This is a genomic window from Chitinophagales bacterium (assembly GCA_020635995.1).
Taxonomy (GTDB): Bacteria; Bacteroidota; Bacteroidia; order Chitinophagales; family UBA8649; genus JAFMKE01.
The window spans coordinates 89,497-112,462 of sequence record JACJYS010000003.1; the positions used below are offsets into that span (position 1 = coordinate 89,497).

At 37.0% G+C, this 22,966-nt stretch carries 9 protein-coding genes; 8 read left to right on the forward strand and 1 reads right to left on the reverse strand.

Annotated features, from left to right (window positions below):
• Window positions 1-670: 670 nt before the first annotated feature.
• Complete coding sequence (gene dnaK, locus H6578_06210; GenBank protein MCB9226741.1) at window positions 671-2,584, reverse strand: molecular chaperone DnaK; 1,914 nt, start codon at window positions 2,582-2,584, stop codon at window positions 671-673.
• 325 nt (window positions 2,585-2,909) lie between these two features.
• Between dnaK and rpoN the strand changes: the two genes are divergently transcribed.
• The 8 genes from rpoN (at window position 2,910) to H6578_06250 (ending at window position 22,907) form a co-directional block, all read left to right on the forward strand.
• Complete coding sequence (rpoN, locus tag H6578_06215) at window positions 2,910-4,391, forward strand: RNA polymerase factor sigma-54 (GenBank protein MCB9226742.1); 1,482 nt, start codon at window positions 2,910-2,912, stop codon at window positions 4,389-4,391.
• Between the two features lies 1 nt (window position 4,392).
• Complete coding sequence (locus H6578_06220; protein ID MCB9226743.1) at window positions 4,393-5,031, forward strand: hypothetical protein; 639 nt, start codon at window positions 4,393-4,395, stop codon at window positions 5,029-5,031.
• Entirely contained in the window at window positions 5,032-5,748 is a 717-nt protein-coding gene (truB, locus tag H6578_06225; protein MCB9226744.1) for a tRNA pseudouridine(55) synthase TruB, read from the forward strand.
• Window positions 5,749-5,823: 75 nt separating this feature from the next.
• On the forward strand, window positions 5,824-8,829 hold the full coding sequence (locus H6578_06230; protein MCB9226745.1) for a hypothetical protein: 3,006 nt from the start codon (window positions 5,824-5,826) through the stop codon (window positions 8,827-8,829).
• Window positions 8,820-9,278, forward strand: a complete 459-nt coding sequence (locus H6578_06235; protein ID MCB9226746.1) for a hypothetical protein — start codon at window positions 8,820-8,822, stop codon at window positions 9,276-9,278. Before H6578_06230 ends, H6578_06235 begins: the two co-directional genes overlap by 10 nt.
• A complete protein-coding gene (locus H6578_06240) occupies window positions 9,218-15,187 on the forward strand; it encodes a gliding motility-associated C-terminal domain-containing protein (GenBank protein MCB9226747.1) in 5,970 nt (1,989 codons plus the stop codon). Before H6578_06235 ends, H6578_06240 begins: the two co-directional genes overlap by 61 nt.
• A gap of 3 nt (window positions 15,188-15,190) precedes the next feature.
• The gene (locus H6578_06245; protein ID MCB9226748.1) at window positions 15,191-16,222 is read left to right on the forward strand and encodes a PorP/SprF family type IX secretion system membrane protein; all 1,032 of its coding nucleotides are present in this window, start codon (window positions 15,191-15,193) and stop codon (window positions 16,220-16,222) included.
• A gap of 100 nt (window positions 16,223-16,322) precedes the next feature.
• Complete coding sequence (locus H6578_06250) at window positions 16,323-22,907, forward strand: T9SS type B sorting domain-containing protein (GenBank protein ID MCB9226749.1); 6,585 nt, start codon at window positions 16,323-16,325, stop codon at window positions 22,905-22,907.
• The last annotated feature ends 59 nt before the right edge of the window (window positions 22,908-22,966 follow it).

The window sequence follows — 22,966 nt, forward strand, 5'->3', positions numbered from 1 at the left end:
CAAACAATTTCAACTTTGCTACAAATGCTTTATCATTTTTTAAGGTTTCGGTATAAATAATTGTTTCCGTAAAAGGAATTTGGGATTCCGTATAAATTTTTCCGTTTCACTACAAAATTTTACGGAATGACGCCTCTGAGAGGATGATTTTTTGAACTAAAAGTTCAAAAAATCATCTCCTTGTTCTTCAACCAGTTTAATTTTTTACAGAGTTTTCGGCTAATGGGTGCCCCACTTGCAAACTTAAGGTGCACTTTTATCCGACCTTAATCAAAAATACGTTAAGAAATGATGTAAAACAGACATCCAAAATGAATGAAATTATAAAAAAGTAAACAGACAAATTAGTATGCTCCCACAAGTAAAAATACTTTAGGGAAAATGAAATTGAGCATACATTAATTTGTCATCGTCTGTTTTGTAGCATTTTAGTGTTTTTGATTACAGTCTTGATTTTTTGTTACTTTTGTATCAAGACAAAAGTAAAAAGAAAACTGTAATTCAAGTTATTTAAACGTCCCAAGATGCTATATTAAACGTAAATTATTGGTATAAAACGAATATTCATAAAACAAAAAAAATAAACAAAAAAAAATCCCAAGCCAGTGTGGCTTGGGATTTTTTATCTAAACATCTATTAGTCTATCTAACACTCTATCTGTCTAACCGTCTATTTATCATCTACTTCTTCAAACTCTACATCTTCTGCATCGTTGCTTGCATTACTATTGCCTGCATCGGCAGTAGGTTCAGCTTGAGTAGCATCTGCGTTTCCGGCTTGTTGCTGAGCATTGTATATATCTTGACTTGCTGCTTGGAAAACGGTATTTAATTTTTCCATAGCACCGTCTATTGCCGACATATCTTTTGCTCCGTGAGCTTTTTTCAACTCGGCTAAAGCTGTTTCTATTTCGCCTTTTTTATCAGCAGGAATTTTATCGCCATTTTCTTTTAGTTGCTTTTCTGTTTGGAAAATTAAACTATCAGCTTGGTTCAATTTTTCTATTTCTTCCTTAGCTTTTTTATCGGCTTCTTCATTGGCTTTAGCTTCTGTTTTCATTTTTTCAATTTCATCTTGGCTTAAACCTGTTGAAGCTTCTATTCTAATACTTTGCTCTTTTCCTGTACCTTTATCTTTAGCACCTACGCTTAAAATACCGTTGCTATCTATATCAAAAGTTACTTCTATTTGTGGTACGCCACGCATTGCCGGTGGTATATCGCTTAAATGAAATCTTCCTATAGTACGGTTGTCTTTAGCCATAGAACGTTCTCCTTGAAGTACGTGTATTTCTACACTTGGCTGGTTATCTACAGCAGTTGTAAATACTTGCGATTTTTTAGTAGGTATAGTAGTATTTGATTCTATTAATTTAGTAAACACGCCACCCATAGTTTCTAATCCTAAAGAAAGAGGTGTTACGTCAACTAAAACAATATCATCATCTACATCTCCACTTAAAATTCCACCTTGTATAGCTGCACCTACTGCCACTACTTCATCCGGATTAACACCTTTTGATGGTTTTTTACCAAAAAAGTTTTCTACTGTTTCTTGAATTTTAGGGATACGAGTAGAACCACCTACTAATATTACTTCGTCAATATCATTTTTAGTATATCCGGCATCCTTAAGTGCTTCTTGCATTGGTTTAAGTGTGCGTTGTACTAAAGTATCGCTTAACTGCTCAAATTTAGAACGGCTTAATTTTTTAACCAAGTGTTTAGGCACTCCGTCAATAGCCGTAACATAAGGCAAGTTTATTTCTGTTTCTGAAGAGCTTGACAATTCTATTTTAGCTTTTTCAGCAGCTTCTTTTAAACGTTGCAATGCCATTGGATCTTTTTTCAAATCCACATTTTCATCTTTTTTAAACTCGTCAGCCAACCAGTCAATTATTACGTTATCAAAATCATCTCCACCTAAGTTTACATCTCCGTTTGTAGATTTTACTTCAAAAACGCCATCGCCTAATTCAAGTATGGAAACATCAAAAGTACCACCACCTAAATCATAAACAGCTATTTTCATATCTTGATGTTTTTTATCAAGACCATAAGCTAAAGCTGCTGCTGTTGGTTCGTTTATTATACGTCTTACTTTTAAGCCTGCTATTTCTCCTGCTTCTTTAGTAGCCTGACGTTCAGAGTCATTAAAATATGCAGGAACGGTAATAACAGCCTCTGTAATAGTTGTTCCCAAATAATCTTCTGCCGTTTTTTTCATTTTTTGAAGAATGATAGCAGATATTTCTTGAGGCGTATATTTTCTATCGTCTATTTGAACTCTAATAGTGTCATTATCTCCTTTTACTACATCGTAAGCTACTCTGTCGGTAGAAGGACTTTCACTAAATCTTTTTCCCATAAATCTTTTTACAGAAGATACGGTTCTTTTCGGATTGGTTACCGCTTGTCTTTTTGCAGGATCGCCTACTTTACGCTCGCCATTATCCATAAAAGCCACCACACTTGGAGTAGTTCTTCTTCCTTCATCGTTTTGAATAACTACCGGGTCGCTTCCTTCCATAACAGCCACGCAAGAGTTGGTTGTCCCTAAGTCTATTCCTATTATTTTACCCATTTTATATTTTTATTTTGTTGTTATTAATTTGTGTTACACTTTTTGTTAGTCAAAGTTCGTTCCAACGGTTTTTTATGTCATTTTTATGAAAAAATGGCAGAAATAATAAAAATTGGTGGCTAATTAAATGTCAAATAGTCTTTTGAAAATATGTTTTTGCTATAAAAAGGGTGTAGAAATAGTAGTTCTTAGCAGACTAAGCTCAAAATCAAATTATTTATTACTTATATAGGTAGTTTATTCAGTGTAATTTAATTAAAAGGAAACGGCAAAGTTTTTGATACAAAGCCATTTTTTTAGTAATTTTGGCGTATATATAACGTATATGCTTAGACAAAGATTAGCCCAAAAACTGCAACAAAAATTAAGTCCTCAACAAATACAGTTGATGAAGCTTTTGCAAATACCTACTGCAAATTTGGAGCAACGTATAGAAGAAGAGTTGGAAGCCAACCCTGCTTTAGAAGAAGGCGATGCTATAGATAATGTATTAGATGAGTTGGATGACGAAATGGAAGAAAGGGGAAAAGACGAAGATGTAGAAACGGAATCTTTAGAAGAATATGGTGTAGAAGATTATTTTGATGATGAAGGCGATTATCCCGATTATAAAACTTCTGATGGATACGCTAATAGTGGCGGAGATAGCGAGCATACAGATATTCCTTTTTCTGTGGGTGTAACTTTTCATGAATTTTTATTAAAACAGCTGGGTATAAAAGAATTAGATGACGAAAGTTATTTAATAGGCAGTCAAATAATAGGAAGTATTGGCGATGACGGTTATTTGCGTAGAGAATTAATAAATATAGTAGATGATTTAGCTTTTGCTCAAAATATAACTACCACGGAGGAAGAAGTAGAAGAAATGTTAGAACTGGTACAAACATTTGACCCACCGGGTGTTGGAGCAAGAGATTTGCAAGAGTGTTTACTACTTCAGTTAGATAGAAAAGATAGCAATCCGCTAATTAGAAAAGCACAGGTAATGATTAAAAATTATTTTGATCAATTTGCTAAAAAACATTACAGCAAACTTGAAAATGCTTTAGATTTAGGCTCGGATGAATTGAAAAGTGTTATAGATGAAGTGCTAAAATTAAATCCAAAACCGGGAAGCAGTTATTCAGAAAGTCAAGGTTCAGCAAAGGTTAATAGATATATTATTCCCGATTTTACTATAAAAAATAATGAAGGAGAGCTTGAATTGTTATTAAATATGCGTAATGCTCCGGATTTAAAAGTTAGCAAATCTTTTAAGGATATGTATGAGGGATACAAAGCGAGCAAAGAAAAAAGTACCGACCAAAAAAATGCTATTTTGTTTATAAAGCAAAAAATGGATGCTGCCAAGTGGTTTATAGATGCTATACGCCAACGCCAGCAAACCATGATGCTAACCATGCGTACTATTTTAGATTATCAAATAAATTTCTTTTTAACAGGCGATGAAACACAGCTACGCCCCATGATTTTGAAAGATATAGCTAATGAAACGGGCTTGGATATTTCTACAGTTTCAAGGGTGGCAAACTCAAAATATGTACAAACAGAATTTGGTATTTATTTATTGAAATACTTTTTTAGCGAAAGTATGCAAAATGAAGATGGAGATGAAGTTTCTACAAGAGAGATAAAAGCTATTTTGCAAGAAGTAATTGGTGCAGAAAACAAAAAGAAGCCTTTATCTGACCAAAAATTAATGGAAAAACTAAAAGATAAAGGCTATATAATAGCCAGAAGAACAGTGGCTAAATATAGAGAGCAATTGAATATTCCGGTGGCAAGATTGAGAAAAGAGTTATAGAATGAATAAAAGTTTTTCTAAATTTATTTCTTTAGTTTTTGCTCCTATTTTAATGCCGTTATACATGGCACTAATAATAGTGTATGCTCATCCTCAAGAATTTACAGACACCAGTTTAATACACAATGACGTACGTTTAATGTATTTTGGGGCAATAGTAGTTTTATTCCCCTTGGTTTCTTTATTTTTTATGAAGAAACTGGAGTTATTTCCAAGCTGGCAAATAGAAGATCCCAAACAAAGGTTTATACCCATGATAGCCATAGCTACATTTTGGCTTTGGTCTTATTTTATGTTTAAACAGGGAGCTTTATACAAAACTTCAAGCTATCATGTATTGCCAGATATGCTATTGGGCTGTATTATATCCTTATTCATATTATTTCCTTTAAATTTTACTTCAAAATTAAATTTTCATACTGTTGGTGTGGGAGCAGTGCTGGGTATGCTAATTAGTATTATTCCTACCAGCCAATATAATCTTATCACTATTTTAATAGTAAGTATAGTTTTAGGAGGATTATTAATTAGTGCTCAAATGACACTAAAAAATGAAGATAAAAACACGCTGTTATTCAGTTTTTTAATAGGATTTGTAGGACAGTTTTTATCGTATCAAATTTTAAGCAAATTCTTATAAATGGTTTTTACTCCCCAAACCCCAATTTCCCAGCTGGGCGAAGAAGCTATTATATTGATAGACAAACCTTTAGAGTGGACATCTTTTGATGTGGTTAAAAAATTAAAATATGCTATAAGTAAAAAATTAGGCCTAAAAGGAAGGAAATTTAAAATAGGACATGCAGGCACTTTAGACCCACTGGCAACGGGTTTATTAATTTTGTGTACAGGAAAAGGAACTAAAAAAATTCAAAGTATTCAAGATGCCGAAAAAACCTATACCGGCACAATAAGTTTAGGAGCCACAACCCCTTCTTATGATTTAGAAACGGATATAAATGAAACTTTTGATACCAATTTAATTTCGGCAGAGCAATGCCAAAAAGTAGCACAAAGTTTTGTAGGTAATTATGAACAAATTCCTCCTTTGTATTCGGCTATTTGGGTAAATGGAAAACGAGCTTACGAACTGGCAAGAAAAGGAAAAGATGTTGAGTTAAAAAGTAGAGAAGTACAAATATTTTCATTTGATATAGATGTTACTCATCTGCCTTATGTTGATTTTGAGGTGCAATGTAGTAAAGGAACATATATCCGCACTTTGGCAAATGATTTTGGCATTAGACTTAACAATGGTGCACATTTAAGCGAATTAAGAAGAACTAAAATAGGCAATTTTGACATTTCAAACGCTTGGACTATAGATGAGTTTATTTTTCATTTAGAAAACGCATAAAACAACAAGTTCACATCTTTTAACTAAATCAAAACAATTTTATAGTTTACTCCGTATAATCACGTAAATCTCAACGTGAAAACCCCTGTTAATTATATAATCTTATTGGGATTATTCCTGTTTTCTACCCATAATATATACGGGCAGTCGGGTTTATGCGATTCTAACACGCCCTTTTATAATGTAGATTTATCTTCTAATCCGGATTCTATATGGATTTCTCCTCCTGATGTAAGAGTCGGAGGATGTTGTGGCACTTCGCACCCTATTCGCTGTATAGAGTTTGAGGTACTTTTAGAACCCAATGCTGCGGGGATAATTTTTGACATTTATTCTGGAGCAATGCCTTCGGGAGCACTATTTTACCAAGTTAATTGTGGCCCAGAAATTCCTATTGGTGAAATGATATGTCTTGAAGGACCTGGTCCTCATACTATTACATTCTGCAAGCCTGGAGCTAATCAAAATGAATATACTATTCAGTCCATACCGGGTACATTTAATTTATATGGAACCGGCACTACAAAAGGTTGTGATGCGGATATTTATGTAGAAGGATTAATAGATAGCACTATTGTTTGGCATGAATTAACTTCAGGAACAGGGGAGTATGATAGTCTTTTTACTTGTTTAACAGGGTGCGATACAACTCAGTTTAACTCCACACCCGGAATGCCTGATAGCCTTCAAATTCAGGTTTGTGGTTATTTAGAGCCATCTGTTTGTAGTTTTACCTCTATTTATAGATGTGATACATTAAGTATTCCAATTAATGAACCCCTAAGTGTTGAACTTGATTCTTATTATAAGTTTACTTGTTATGATGAATTGCCATTTGAAATAGCACCAACTATTAATGGCTATACACCATCTATAATATATGAATGGTACGATTCTACAGACCTATTGGGTAATCTAATCGGAACAGATTCTACATTGCAAATCACAGAAACAGGTTATTATTCTGTTTTAGTTTATGATACATTATTTTCTGCTTGTTCAAGAGATACAGCTAATGTTTTTATTGAGGTTTTTCCTTTTCCAGAAATTTCTCCTATTTCTAATGATACATTATGCTTGGGTGAGAGTTTAACTGTTACACCTACTGTTACTATTGGAAGTTTAAACTGGTATATCAATGATACGCTTTATTGTGGCAACTGCTCATCTACAACTTTTAATCCGCTATCTGAGTTTACGGTTACATTATCCCTTACCGACTCTATAGGATGTATGGATTCTACTGAATTTTCAATTTATACAAATCCTACTTTTGCTCCTACACAAACTATAGAAATTTGCGATAATGATTCGTTCTTATTGCCAAGTGGTACTTATGTAAATACGGCAGGTGTGTATGTAGATTCTTTTGCTTCGGTGTTTGGTTGCGATTCGGTGTGGACGACTACAGTTATCGTGCATCCTACTTTTGCTCCTGCTCAAACGGTGGAAATTTGTGATAATGATTCCTTCTTGTTGCCTTCGGGGACTTTTGTTGCTACGGCTGGTGTATATGTAGATTCTTTTGCTTCGGTTTATGGTTGTGATTCGGTGTGGACTACTACGGTAATTGTGCATCCTACTTTTGCTCCAAGTCAAACGATTGAAATTTGTGATAATGATTCGTTCTTATTGCCTTCGGGTGTTTTTGTTACTGTTGCCGGGGTGTATGTAGATCCTTTTGCTTCGGTTTATGGCTGTGATTCGGTGTGGACTACGACTGTGATGGTGCACCCTACTTTTGCTCCTGCTCAAACGGTGGAAATTTGCGACAACGATTCCTTCTTGTTGCCAAGTGGCACTTATGTAAATACGGCAGGTATTTATGTAGATTCTTTTGCTTCGGTGTTTGGCTGTGATTCTATCTGGACTACTACGCTTATCGTGCATCCGACTTTTGCTCCTACACAAACGGTGGAAATTTGTGATAATGATTCGTTCTTATTGCCTTCGGGTGTTTTTGTTGCTACTGCCGGTGTGTATGTAGATTCTTTTGCTTCGGTTTATGGCTGTGATTCTGTTTGGACTACGACTGTGATTGTACACCCTACTTTTGCTCCTAATCAAACGATTGAAATTTGCGATAATGATTCTTTCTTATTGCCTTCGGGTGTTTTTGTTGCTACTGCCGGTGTGTATGTAGATTCTTTTGCTTCGGTATTTGGTTGTGATTCGGTGTGGACTACGACTGTGATTGTGCACCCGACTTTTGCTCCTTCGCAAACCGTGGAAATTTGTGATAATGATTCGTTATTATTGCCTTCGGGTGTTTTTGTTGCTACTGCCGGTGTGTATGTAGATTCTTTTGCTTCGGTTTATGGCTGTGATTCTGTTTGGACTACGACTGTGATTGTACACCCTACTTTTGCTCCTTCGCAAACTATAGAAATTTGCGATAATGATTCTTTCTTGTTGCCTTCGGGGACTTTTGTAAATACTGCCGGTGTGTATGTAGATTCTTTTGCTACCGTTTATGGTTGTGATTCTATTTGGACGACTACGGTGATTGTGCACCCTACTTTTGCTCCAAGTCAAACGGTGGAAATTTGCGATAATGATTCTTTCTTGTTGCCTTCGGGGACTTTTGTTGCTACTGCCGGGGTGTATGTGGATTCTTTTGCTTCCGTGTTTGGCTGTGATTCTATTTGGACTACGACTGTTATCGTGCACCCTACTTTTGCTCCTGCTCAAACGGTGGAAATTTGTGATAATGATTCTTTCTTGTTGCCTTCGGGGACTTTTGTTGCTACTGCCGGTGTGTATGTAGATTCTTTTGCTTCGGTATTTGGTTGTGATTCTGTTTGGACTACGACTGTGATTGTGCACCCGACTTTTGCTCCTAATCAAACGGTGGAAATTTGCGATAATGATTCCTTCTTGTTGCCTTCGGGTGTTTTTGTTGCTACGGCTGGTGTGTATGTAGATTCTTTTGCTTCGGTTTATGGTTGTGATTCGGTGTGGACTACGACTGTAATTGTGCATCCTACTTTTGCTCCTATGCAAACAGTGGAAATTTGCGATAATGATTCGTTCTTGTTGCCTTCGGGTGTTTTTTTGTTGCTACTGCCGGTGTGTATGTAGATTCTTTTGCTTCGGTTTATGGTTGTGATTCGGTGTGGACTACGACTGTGATTGTGCATCCTACTTTTGCTCCTACGCAAACCGTAGAAATTTGTGATAATGATTCTTTCTTGTTGCCTTCGGGTGTTTTTGTTGCTACTGCCGGTGTGTATGTAGATTCTTTTGCTTCGGTTTATGGTTGTGATTCGGTGTGGACTACGACTGTGATGGTGCATCCTACTTTTGCTCCTACTCAAACGGTGGAAATTTGCGATAATGATTCCTTCTTGTTGCCTTCGGGTGTTTTTGTTTCTACTGCCGGTGTATATGTAGATTCTTTTGCTTCGGTTTATGGTTGTGATTCGGTGTGGACTACGACTGTGATTGTGCATCCTACTTTTTTGCTCCTATGCAAACAGTGGAAATTTGCGATAATGATTCGTTCTTGTTGCCAAGTGGTACTTATGTAAATACGGCAGGTATTTATGTAGATTCTTTTGCTTCGGTGTTTGGTTGCGATTCGGTGTGGACGACTATGGTGATTGTGCATCCTACTTTTACTCCTACGCAAACCGTGGAAATTTGCGATAACGATTCTTTCTTATTGCCAAGTGGTATTTATGTAAATACGGCAGGTATTTATGTAGATTCTTTTGCTTCGGTTTATGGTTGTGATTCGGTGTGGACTACGACTGTGATTGTGCATCCTACTTTTGCTCCTATGCAAACAGTGGAAATTTGCGATAATGATTCGTTCTTGTTGCCAAGTGGTACTTATGTAAATACGGCAGGTATTTATGTAGATTCTTTTGCTTCGGTGTTTGGTTGCGATTCGGTGTGGACGACTACGCTTATCGTGCATCCGACTTTTGCTCCTGCTCAAACCGTGGAAATTTGTGATAATGATTCGTTCTTATTGCCTTCGGGTGTTTTTGTTTCTACTGCCGGTGTATATGTAGATTCTTTTGCTTCGGTTTATGGCTGTGATTCTGTTTGGACTACGACTGTGATTGTGCATCCTACTTTTGCTCCTATGCAAACCGTGGAGATTTGCGATAATGATTCGTTTTTGTTGCCAAGTGGTACTTATGTAAATACGGCAGGTATTTATGTAGATTCTTTTGCTTCGGTTTATGGTTGTGATTCTATCTGGACTACTACGCTTATCGTGCACCCTACTTTTACTCCTACACAAACTATAGAAATTTGTGATAATGATTCTTTCTTGTTGCCTTCAGGGACTTTTGTTGCTACTGCCGGGGTGTATGTGGATTCTTTTGCTTCCGTGTTTGGCTGTGATTCTATTTGGACTACGACTGTTATCGTGCACCCTACTTTTGCTCCTGCTCAAACGGTGGAAATTTGTGATAATGATTCTTTCTTGTTGCCTTCGGGGACTTTTGTTGCTACTGCCGGTGTGTATGTAGATTCTTTTGCTTCGGTATTTGGTTGTGATTCTGTTTGGACTACGACTGTGATTGTGCACCCGACTTTTGCTCCTAATCAAACGGTGGAAATTTGCGATAATGATTCCTTCTTGTTGCCTTCGGGTGTTTTTGTTGCTACGGCTGGTGTGTATGTAGATTCTTTTGCTTCGGTTTATGGTTGTGATTCGGTGTGGACTACGACTGTAATTGTGCATCCTACTTTTGCTCCTATGCAAACAGTGGAAATTTGCGATAATGATTCGTTCTTGTTGCCTTCGGGTGTTTTTGTTGCTACTGCCGGTGTGTATGTAGATTCTTTTGCTTCGGTTTATGGTTGTGATTCGGTGTGGACTACGACTGTGATGGTGCATCCTACTTTTGCTCCTACGCAAACCGTAGAAATTTGTGATAATGATTCTTTCTTGTTGCCTTCGGGTGTTTTTGTTGCTACTGCCGGTGTGTATGTAGATTCTTTTGCTTCGGTTTATGGTTGTGATTCGGTGTGGACTACGACTGTGATGGTGCATCCTACTTTTGCTCCTACTCAAACGGTGGAAATTTGCGATAATGATTCCTTCTTGTTGCCTTCGGGTGTTTTTGTTTCTACTGCCGGTGTATATGTAGATTCTTTTGCTTCGGTTTATGGTTGTGATTCGGTGTGGACTACGACTGTGATTGTGCATCCTACTTTTGCTCCTATGCAAACAGTGGAAATTTGCGATAATGATTCGTTCTTGTTGCCAAGTGGTACTTATGTAAATACGGCAGGTATTTATGTAGATTCTTTTGCTTCGGTGTTTGGTTGCGATTCGGTGTGGACGACTATGGTGATTGTGCATCCTACTTTTACTCCTACGCAAACCGTGGAAATTTGCGATAACGATTCTTTCTTATTGCCAAGTGGTATTTATGTAAATACGGCAGGTATTTATGTAGATTCTTTTGCTTCGGTTTATGGTTGTGATTCGGTGTGGACTACGACTGTGATTGTGCATCCTACTTTTGCTCCTATGCAAACAGTGGAAATTTGCGATAATGATTCGTTCTTGTTGCCAAGTGGTACTTATGTAAATACGGCAGGTATTTATGTAGATTCTTTTGCTTCGGTGTTTGGTTGCGATTCGGTGTGGACGACTACGCTTATCGTGCATCCGACTTTTGCTCCTGCTCAAACCGTGGAAATTTGTGATAATGATTCGTTCTTATTGCCTTCGGGTGTTTTTGTTTCTACTGCCGGTGTATATGTAGATTCTTTTGCTTCGGTTTATGGCTGTGATTCTGTTTGGACTACGACTGTGATTGTGCATCCTACTTTTGCTCCTATGCAAACCGTGGAGATTTGCGATAATGATTCGTTTTTGTTGCCAAGTGGTACTTATGTAAATACGGCAGGTATTTATGTAGATTCTTTTGCTTCGGTTTATGGTTGTGATTCGGTGTGGACTACGACTGTGATTGTGCATCCTACTTTTGCTCCTACGCAAACGGTGGAGATTTGCGATAATGATTCCTTCTTGTTGCCTTCGGGGACTTTTGTTGCTACTGCCGGTGTGTATGTAGATTCTTTTGCTTCGGTATTTGGTTGTGATTCTGTTTGGACTACGACTGTGATTGTACACCCTACTTTTGCTCCTATGCAAACAGTGGAAATTTGCGATAATGATTCGTTCTTATTGCCTTCGGGGACTTTTGTTGCTACTGCCGGTGTGTATGTAGATTCTTTTGCTTCGGTATTTGGTTGTGATTCTGTTTGGACTACGACTGTGATTGTGCACCCGACTTTTGCTCCTAATCAAACGGTGGAAATTTGCGATAATGATTCCTTCTTGTTGCCTTCGGGTGTTTTTGTTGCTACGGCTGGTGTGTATGTAGATTCTTTTGCTTCGGTTTATGGTTGTGATTCGGTGTGGACTACGACTGTAATTGTGCATCCTACTTTTGCTCCTATGCAAACAGTGGAAATTTGTGATAATGATTCTTTCTTGTTGCCTTCAGGGACTTTTGTTGCTACTGCCGGGGTGTATGTGGATTCTTTTGCTTCCGTGTTTGGCTGTGATTCTATTTGGACGACTACGGTGATTGTGCACCCTACTTTTGCTCCGAGTCAAACGGTGGAAATTTGCGACAACGATTCCTTCTTGTTGCCAAGTGGCACTTATGTAAATACGGCAGGTATTTATGTAGATTCTTTTGCTTCGGTTTATGGCTGTGATTCTATCTGGACTACTACGCTTATCGTGCATCCGACTTTTGCTCCTACACAAACGGTGGAAATTTGTGATAATGATTCTTTCTTATTGCCTTCGGGTGTTTTTGTTGCTACTGCCGGTGTGTATGTAGATTCTTTTGCTTCGGTTTATGGTTGTGATTCGGTGTGGACTACGACTGTGATTGTGCATCCTACTTTTGCTCCTACGCAAACCGTAGAAATTTGTGATAATGATTCTTTCTTGTTGCCTTCGGGTGTTTTTGTTGCTACTGCCGGTGTGTATGTAGATTCTTTTGCTTCGGTTTATGGCTGTGATTCTATCTGGACTACGACTGTGATGGTGCATCCTACTTTTGCTCCTACTCAAACGGTGGAAATTTGCGATAATGATTCCTTCTTGTTGCCTTCGGGTGTTTTTGTTTCTACTGCCGGTGTATATGTAGATTCTTTTGCTTCGGTTTATGGCTGTGATTCTGTTTGGACTACGACTGTGATTGTGCATCCTACTTTTGCTCCTATGCAAACAGTGGAAATTTGCGATAATGATTCGTTCTTGTTGCCTTCGGGTGTTTTTGTTGCTGCTGCCGGTGTGTATGTAGATTCTTTTGCTTCGGTTTATGGCTGTGATTCTATCTGGACTACTACGCTTATCGTGCATCCTACTTTTGCTCCTAATCAAACTATAGAAATTTGCGATAATGATTCGTTCTTATTGCCTTCGGGTGTTTTTGTTGCTACTGCCGGGGTGTATGTAGATTCTTTTGTTACCGTGTTTGGTTGTGATTCGGTGTGGACTACGACTGTGATTGTGCATCCTACTTTTGCTCCAAGTCAAACTATAGAAATTTGTGATAATGATTCTTTCTTGTTGCCTTCGGGGACTTTTGTTGCTGCTGCCGGTGTGTATGTAGATTCTTTTGCTTCGGTTTATGGCTGTGATTCTGTTTGGACTACGACTGTGATGGTGCACCCTACTTTTGCTCCTACGCAAACGGTGGAAATTTGTGATAATGATTCGTTCTTGTTGCCAAGTGGTACTTATGTAAATACGGCAGGTATTTATGTAGATTCTTTTGCTTCGGTTTATGGTTGTGATTCGGTGTGGACTACGACTGTGATTGTGCATCCTACTTTTGCTCCGAGTCAAACGGTGGAAATTTGTGATAATGATTCGTTCTTATTGCCTTCGGGTGTTTTTGTTACTGTTGCCGGGGTGTATGTAGATCCTTTTGCTTCGGTTTATGGCTGTGATTCGGTGTGGACTACGACTGTGATTGTGCACCCTACTTTTGCTCCTGCTCAAACGGTGGAAATTTGCGACAACGATTCCTTCTTGTTGCCAAGTGGCACTTATGTAAATACGGCAGGTATTTATGTAGATTCTTTTGCTTCGGTGTTTGGCTGTGATTCTATCTGGACGACTACGCTTATCGTGCATCCTACTTTTACTCCTGCTCAAACTATAGAAATTTGTGATAATGATTCCTTCTCGTTGCCAAGTGGCACTTATGTAAATACGGCAGGTATTTATGTAGATTCTTTTGCTTCGGTTTATGGTTGTGATTCGGTGTGGACTACGACTGTGATGGTGCATCCTACTTTTGCTCCTACTCAAACGGTGGAAATTTGCGATAATGATTCCTTCTTGTTGCCTTCGGGTGTTTTTGTTTCTACTGCCGGTGTATATGTAGATTCTTTTGCTACCGTGTTTGGTTGTGATTCTATTTGGACTACGACTGTGATTGTGCATCCTACTTTTGCTCCTGCTCAAACGGTGGAGATTTGTGATAATGATTCGTTCTTGTTGCCTTCGGGGACTTTTGTTGCTACTACCGGTGTATATGTAGATTCTTTTGCTACCGTGTTTGGTTGTGATTCGGTGTGGACTACGACTGTGATTGTGAGAGAACTTGTTACAACAAATATTTCTCAAATAATTTGTGAGGGTAGTGAAGTGGAAATAAATGGAATTATATATAATCAAGCTGGGACATATACGGATACATTAAATAGTCAAATTGGCTGTGATAGTATTTTGCTTATTGATATATCTGTGTTAAAAAATTCAGCAGGGAAAATAGATACAACTATTTGCCCTAACAGTTATATAAATATATATGAACAAACTTTTAGTGATGAAGGAGAATATAGAATAAACTTACACAATCATAATGGCTGTGATAGTATATTGACCTTAATAATACGCCACTATCCAGAGCCATTTATTGATGCGGGAGAAGATCTTACTGTAATCCCTAATGAAATATTTACACTTGAATCTTCTAATTTCCCTACCGATTATTTGTCTTTATCTTGGAGTCATTTAGATGATACACTTTGTACAGATTGCTTTTCAGTTGAACAAAGTACTACAGAAAACACAAGTTATATAGCAACAGTAGTAGATACTAATAATTGTTTTTATAAAGATGAAGTTTTTGTATTTTTAGATAAATCTTGCCCTGAAAATGGAATATTAGCACCTAATATTATAACACCTAATGGAGATATGCATAATGATGAATTTTACATTAAAAATCCTAATGAATTAGAAATAGATTATTATAGAATTTTTAATAGATGGGGCGAGTTGGTTTTTGAAACTTATGACCCAAATGGAAAATGGGATGGCACATTTAGAAACCAAATCTGCAATCCTGGCGTATATGTATATTACGTACAAGCAAAATGCTTTGATAAAACCCCTTTTATGAAGAAAGGAAATATAACCATACTAAAGTAAATAGTGAAAGTAAAAATTACCATATTATCCTTTTTCTTTTTGTGCTTTATTAAAGCTCAGGATATCCATTTTTCACAAATACATGCATCTCCTATTTTTTTAAATCCTGCTATGACAGGCGTTTTTAATGAAGAATTAAGATTAATTGCCAATTACAGAAATCAATGGGCTACGGCAACGGCTAATTTTAATACCATTTCAGCTTCAGTAGATGGTAAATTGTTTTCAATGGGCAAACACGCCAGCATGAATTTTGGTGTACAAGCATTTACAGATGCTGCCGGAGATTTGAATTATAGACAAACAAATTTTCAAGTTCCCTTGGCTGCCAATCTTCAATTTGGATCTGTAAAAAGTAAGAACAAGCATCTACTTTCATTTGGTATTCAAAATGGATTTTTACATCAAACAGCCGATTTAAGTAAAATAGAAGCCTTTGATAATGAACCACTTATTGGAAGTCTGTTTAGTACCAATAGAATTGTTTATGATGTTTCTTTTGGAGCAGTATGGACTTCTTTGTTTAATAATAAACACAGTTTTTATATTGGATATAGCCAATACCATTTGAATACCCCAAAAGTTAATACTTCTTCAAACAATGATAACGATTTCTTACACATGAAGTTTATTACTATTGGGGGAGCTGAAATTATGCTTAAAAGTGAAAAATATGCATTTTTGCCCAGCTATATTAATATGATACAAGGACCGCACAGAGAAGTAACCGTGGGAACATTTTTTAAGCAATATGTGGGAGAAAGAAGAAGATATGAGGATAGAAATGCCTTGTACTACGGTGTTTGGGCAAGATGGTATGCCAATAAAAATTACAATTCAGGTTTTGATGCCTTAATAGCCACTTTCCGATATGACCACAAGAAATTAAGCTTTGCATTTAGTTACGATTTCACACTCTCAAAATTAACCGTGGCTAACAAAGCTCAAGGAGGAGCAGAACTCTCTTTAATTTATTTAGTGGATATAAAAACTAAAAAACGTCCCAATAAACAAGTTTACTGCCCTAAGTTTTAGTTAAAAAATTGTTTTGACCAAATACACATTAAAAGATTGTTAATAATTTTTTAAATTATTAGTATCTTAACACGCTCAAAAAAGAACTAAAACCAAACCAATGAAAAAACTAATTACGTTTTTATTTATTATTCCTTTTTATTTATTTGCTCAAAACAGTGCTTGGTCGCATTTAGGCGGTGCACAAAAAGTAATAACTAAAAATGAAGGACAATTTATTTGTAATGAAACTGAAAGCAATATTGAATTTGCTTATAACAGCTCAAAAGAAAATTTTTATTTTACTAAAGAAGGCGTTGTATTTGAATTTCAAAATAAATACAAACCCACTAAGAGTGCCGAAGAAAAAGCATGGCGTGCCGAAAGAAAAAAAGAAGGCTTTACCAAAGAAGGCTTTGATGCTTTTGAACATTTAGGGCATAGGATTGTAATAGAAAATGACTATTTACACACCACTTGGCTTAATGCAAACCCCAATGTACAAATAATTCCAAGCGATAAAAATGAATATTATCAAAGTTTCTCTTGGGAAGAAAATGAGAAAACCATTCACAAAAATTTTATACCTACTTACAATAAAATAACCTACAAAAACATATACAACCATATAGATATTGAATATGAAATGCACCCTGAAACAGGAGTTAAGTACACCATTATAGTACATCCGGGCGGAAATATTAACGATATTCAATTAAAATATTCTAAAGACATAAATGCTAATATAGACGGAACGCTTACCACAAAATCTATGATGGGCGATATTATTGACCATCGTCCCGTTAGTTTTTACAAAAATGATGAAAAGCAATCTATTTATTCTGCTTACAAATTAAAAGATAATGTTATTAGCTTTAACATAGGCAACTATGACAAAACAAAAACACTGGTAATAGACCCATGGACACAAACTCCTAACTACAATTTAGGCTGGGATTGCGTGTGGGAATGTGAAACCGATGCTTTAGGAAATACCTACACCATAGGAGGAACAATGCCTATGGTTTTAAATAAATATAGTGCAACAGGAACATTAGTGTGGACATACAATACCCCTTATGATACCACATCTTGGTTAGGAACTTTTGCTACAGATGATGTAGGTAATTCTTATGTTACTTTAGGCTCTACAGCTAAAATTCAAAAAGTTAGTACTTTAGGTACAGTACTTTGGAACAACTCAAGCCCGGGTGGTTTCTTTTCCAGTATGGAGTTTTGGAATATTGAGTTTAACTGCGACCAAACCAAATTAGTAGTAGGCGGTACAGGAGGAACATTACCTCCGCTTCCCTATATTTATGATATAAATATGAATACCGGAAATATAACTTCCAGTGTTGAAGTGCCAAATACAAGTTCTTTGTTTTCCGTAGAAGAAGTGAGAGCTGTAGCCTCTTGTGGTAATGGAAATTATTACTACATGACACACAAAGATTTGGGGTATATAAACGACAACCTAACCTTATGCGATCCAAATGGTAGTGCTTTATTTAGTACAAGCTCCGGTTTTACCTTGGGTTATAAATGTGAAAATTGGCGTGTAAACAACTCCGGTATTGAAGCCATGGAGTATTATGATGATTTCATTTTCATTAATAGAGGAAATACCTTACAGAAAAGAAAATTTAGTGATGCGTCTATTGTAGCAACAGCAAGTATTCCTAGTGGTAGCTGGGGTACTACTTTTGGTGCATCGCAGGTAGGTACAAGTGGTATAGCTATTGATGATTGTGGTAATATTTATGTAGGTACTACAAATGCGGTATTAAAATACGACCAAAACTTAACTTTAGTTGCCACATACAATACTACAAACAACTTTAAGGTTTGGGATGTAGAAATAACATCTGCCGGAGAAGTAATAGCGGTAGGTGGTACAGGTACTTCAAGTTCTAATGGAAGAAATGGGTATGTAGAATCTTTAGGTGTCAGTGCTTGTGCTCAAGTGGCTATAACTTGTTGCGATGCCACCATGTGTCCGGAAGGACCTTTATGCCTAACAGACCCTTCGTTTACCATTACAGTAGCAACCCCCGGTGGTGTTTTTGCCGGAACGGGAATAACCAATACAGCAACAGGACTATTTGATCCGGCTACGGCAGGTTTAGGTACACACCAAATTTCTTATACTTTGCCTTGTGGAAGTGATACCATTGAAATAGTGGTACAAGATTGCTCTGCACTAAGTGTTTGTAAAGAAACGAATGGCGATTTAACGGTAAGCGGAGGTACACCAACTTATACTTGGAGTCAATGGATTCCGGCAAGTACTGTAACAATAACAAACTCAACTCAATGTACCGCTTGTGGTGGTACGTGGACATTTGGAAATTGTTTTAATCCATTCCCTATTCCATTAAGTAGCTGTACAGTGCCAGCTCATTGGAGTGATTTTGCCACAGGAGTAACGGTAACACCTCCTGCTGGTGTAGATTCAATTAGAGTAACAAGCGGTGCAGGAACTGAATACTTTATTTATGATGTAGATACAGTAACACCATGTAATACAACTTGCGATGCGTCTATTGACCCGGCAGGTCCTTTCTGTCAAAATGCTGCTCCCGTAACTTTAACGGCAACTACTCCGGGAGGAACTTGGTCTGGCTCCGGAATAACCAATACCACTACCGGAACATTTGATCCAAGTTTATCAAACCCTACTAATAATATTACTTATACGCTACCTTGTGGCTCATCTGAGTCTATTACTATATATACCAATGCCAATGCCACTTATACAGATGTGCAAACCGCTTGTAATACCTTTACTTGGACAAATGGAAATGGCAATACTTATACAGCATCTAATAATACAGCAACACATATTATAGCAGGCGGAGCAGCTAACGGCTGTGATTCTGTGATGACGCTTGATTTAACTATTAACTATTCAACCATTACAACTTCTACATCCACTTCTTGTAATCCTGCCGATGTAGGTACTAACATGACCGGACCGTTTACTATGGCTAACGGTTGTGATTCTACGCATTATGATACTGTTTCTTTAGCTCCTTATGCTACAGCAACCCTTGCTGTTTCGGGGTGCGATTCTGCTCAGGCAAATAGTAATTGGTATTTTACTTCCACTACTTTTAACGATACTGTTTTTGGTGGTGCTAGCAATGGCTGCGATTCTATTACAACCTTTAATGTTACTGTTAATCAATCGGTAGTTACAACTTCTACCTCCACTTCTTGCAATCCTGCCGATGTAGGCACTAACATGACAGGACCGTTCACTATGGCTAATGGTTGTGATTCTACGCATTACGATACTGTTTCTTTAGCTCCTTATACTACGGCTTCCCTTGCTGTTTCGGGATGCGATTCGGCTCAAGCAAACGGTAATTGGTATTTTACTTCTACTACTTTTAACGATACTGTTTTTGGTGGGGCTAGCAATGGCTGCGATTCTATTACAACCTTTAATGTTACTGTTAATCAATCGGTAGTTACAACTTCTACCTCCACTTCTTGCAATCCTGCCGATGTAGGCACTAACATGACAGGACCGTTCACTATGGCTAATGGTTGTGATTCTACGCATTACGATACTGTTTCTTTAGCTCCTTCTACTACAGCAACAGTTGCTGTTTCGGGGTGCGATTCTGCACAAGCAAACAGTAATTGGTATTTTACTTCTACTACTTTTAACGATACTGTTTTTGGTGGTGCTAGCAATGGCTGCGATTCTATTACAACCTTTAATGTTACTGTTAATCAATCGGTAGTTACAACTTCTACCTCCACTTCTTGCAATCCTGCCGATGTAGGCACTAACATGACAGGACCGTTCACTATGGCTAATGGTTGTGATTCTACGCATTACGATACTGTTTCTTTAGCTCCTTCTACTACAGCAACAGTTGCTGTTTCGGGGTGCGATTCTGCACAAGCAAACAGTAATTGGTATTTTACTTCTACTACTTTTAACGATACTGTTTTTGGTGGTGCTAGCAATGGCTGCGATTCTATTACAACCTTTAATGTTACTGTTAATCAATCGGTAGTTACAACTTCTACCTCCACTTCTTGCAATCCTGCCGATATAGGCACTAACATGACAGGACCATTTACTATGGCTAATGGTTGTGATTCTACACATTATGATACTGTGAGTCTTTCTTCAATAAATTCTTCAAGTAGGAATTTGAATATATGCAATGGAGATAGTATTTTATTAGAAGGTTCGTATCAAACAGTAGCCGGCACTTATTATGATACAATTTTTGCTTCTGGAGGAGGAACAGTCTTAGATACTTTCTATTTTGAAACTTTTGACGGAGCAAATACATGGATATTAAACACCCCTACGGGTACAAATGGAATAGATAACAATTATTGGGTTATTAATGATAATGAAGGGGGTGTAACGCCCAACGGATGTGGTGTAGCTAATAATGGTAATAATACCTTACACGTAACCAGCGAATTTAATCCTAATGGTGGAGCTGCTTATGACGCAGGAGGTTTGTGTGGTATTCTTTTCTGCCCAGAAACTAATATGGCGGCAACTTCCGCCAATATTTCAACTATTGGAAAAACAAATTTAACACTTGGCTTTAATTTTATAGGAAATGGTGATGCCCTTATAGATAATGCTTCCTTACTTTATAGCACTAATGGTGGCACATCTTTTAACTTACTATCGCCTAGTTTAAAATCAACTATATGTGTTGGAGGACAGGGTCAATGGACACACACTACATTTGCTTTACCATCTGTAGTAGAAAATATATCAGACTTACAAATACGTTTTAACTGGACAAATAATGATGACGGTATAGGTACTGACCCTTCTGTAGCCATTAATGATTTATATTTAACAAGTGTAATAAATAATAACACTTCATGCGATTCTGTAGTAATTTCAAACTTGGCCGTTTTACCAATTGCAAATGGGACTGACGTACAATCTGCTTGTAATAATTTTACATGGATAGACGGAAATACATATTCATCTTCAAATAGTACAGCTACGCATACCATTACTGGCGGAGCAGCTAATGGTTGTGATTCTATTGTCACGCTTAATCTTACTATCAATAACCCAACTAATGGAACTGATGTACAATCTGCTTGTAATTCATTTACTTGGATTGACGGCAACACATATACATCAAATAACAATACGGCTACACATACTATTACAGGTGGAGCAGCCAATGGTTGCGATTCAGTGGTAACGCTTAATTTAACCATAACGAATACAGTAAACAGTACAGATGTGCAAACTGCTTGTAATTCTTATACATGGATAGACGGTAATACATATACCGCTTCTAACAATACAGCCACCCATACCGTAGCAGGGCAAGGTGGAGATTGTGATACGTTAGTTACACTTAATCTTACTATTGGTTCAACTGTTGCCAGAACAGATACAGAAAACGAATGTGAATCGTTTACTTGGATTGACGGAAATACTTACACCGCTTCCAACAACACCGCTACACACACACTTGCAGGGCAAGGCGGTGCTTGCGATACGTTGGTTACGCTAGATCTTACTATCAATAACCCAACTAATGGAACTGACGTGCAAACTGCTTGTGATTCATTAACATGGATAGACGGCAACACATATACATCAAATAATAGTACTGCTACACACACTATTACGGGTGGAGCAGCCAATGGTTGTGATTCGGTGGTAACACTTAATTTAACCGTAAGCTATACAGTAAATAGTATAGATGTTCAAACTGCTTGTAATTCATTTACTTGGATTGATGGCAATACTTATAACTCAAGTAACAATACGGCTACACATACTATTACGGGCGGAGCAGCTAATGGTTGTGATTCTGTGGTAACGCTTAATTTAACCATTACAAATACGGTTAATATTACAGATAACCAAACTGCTTGTAATTCCTATACATGGATAGACGGTAATACATATACCGCTTCTAACAATACAGCCACCCATACCGTAGCAGGGCAAGGTAGTGATTGCGATACTTTAGTTACACTTAATCTTACTATAAATAATGATATAGATTCAACCTATACGGTACAAGCCTGTAATAGTTTTACATGGATTAACGGGAATGGAAACACCTACACAAGTAGTAATAACACAGACACTTTTGTAATGAGTGGAGTAGGTGGTGCATGTGATATTATTATTCATTTAGATTTAACTATAAATACACCTACAACTATTAATTTAGGCAATGATACTACTATTTATCAAGGTAATAGTGTAGAACTAAACACTTTGGGACAAGGTAATACTAATGGAATTTATGACTGGAATCCAAATACTTATATTAATTGTAATGATTGTGTAAATCCTATAGCTACACCACAAGAAGATATAATTTATACTTTAGTATATACCAATGAATACGGATGTATTTCTACAGATGATATAAGTATATTGTTAAGAAAAGAGGATCATTATTGTTATTTCCCAACAGCTTTTACACCAAACAGCGATAACATTAATGATATTTACAGATCTATATGCAAAAATGTTGAATCGGTAGAGTTAAGAGTTTATAACCGTTGGGGAGAACTTATTTATAGTGGTAATGTAGCAGACGGAATATCTGGCTGGGATGGAATATATAATGGTAAAGAACAAAATATAGATGTTTATACCTACTATGCCAAAATAAAATACCTAAATGGAGATACGGAAAATACAAGTGGAAACTTTACTTTAATTAGATAGAACCAAAAATTATTTTCAATGCTGTTTTGAGTGTTCGTTTAAAATTATATTTCTAATTT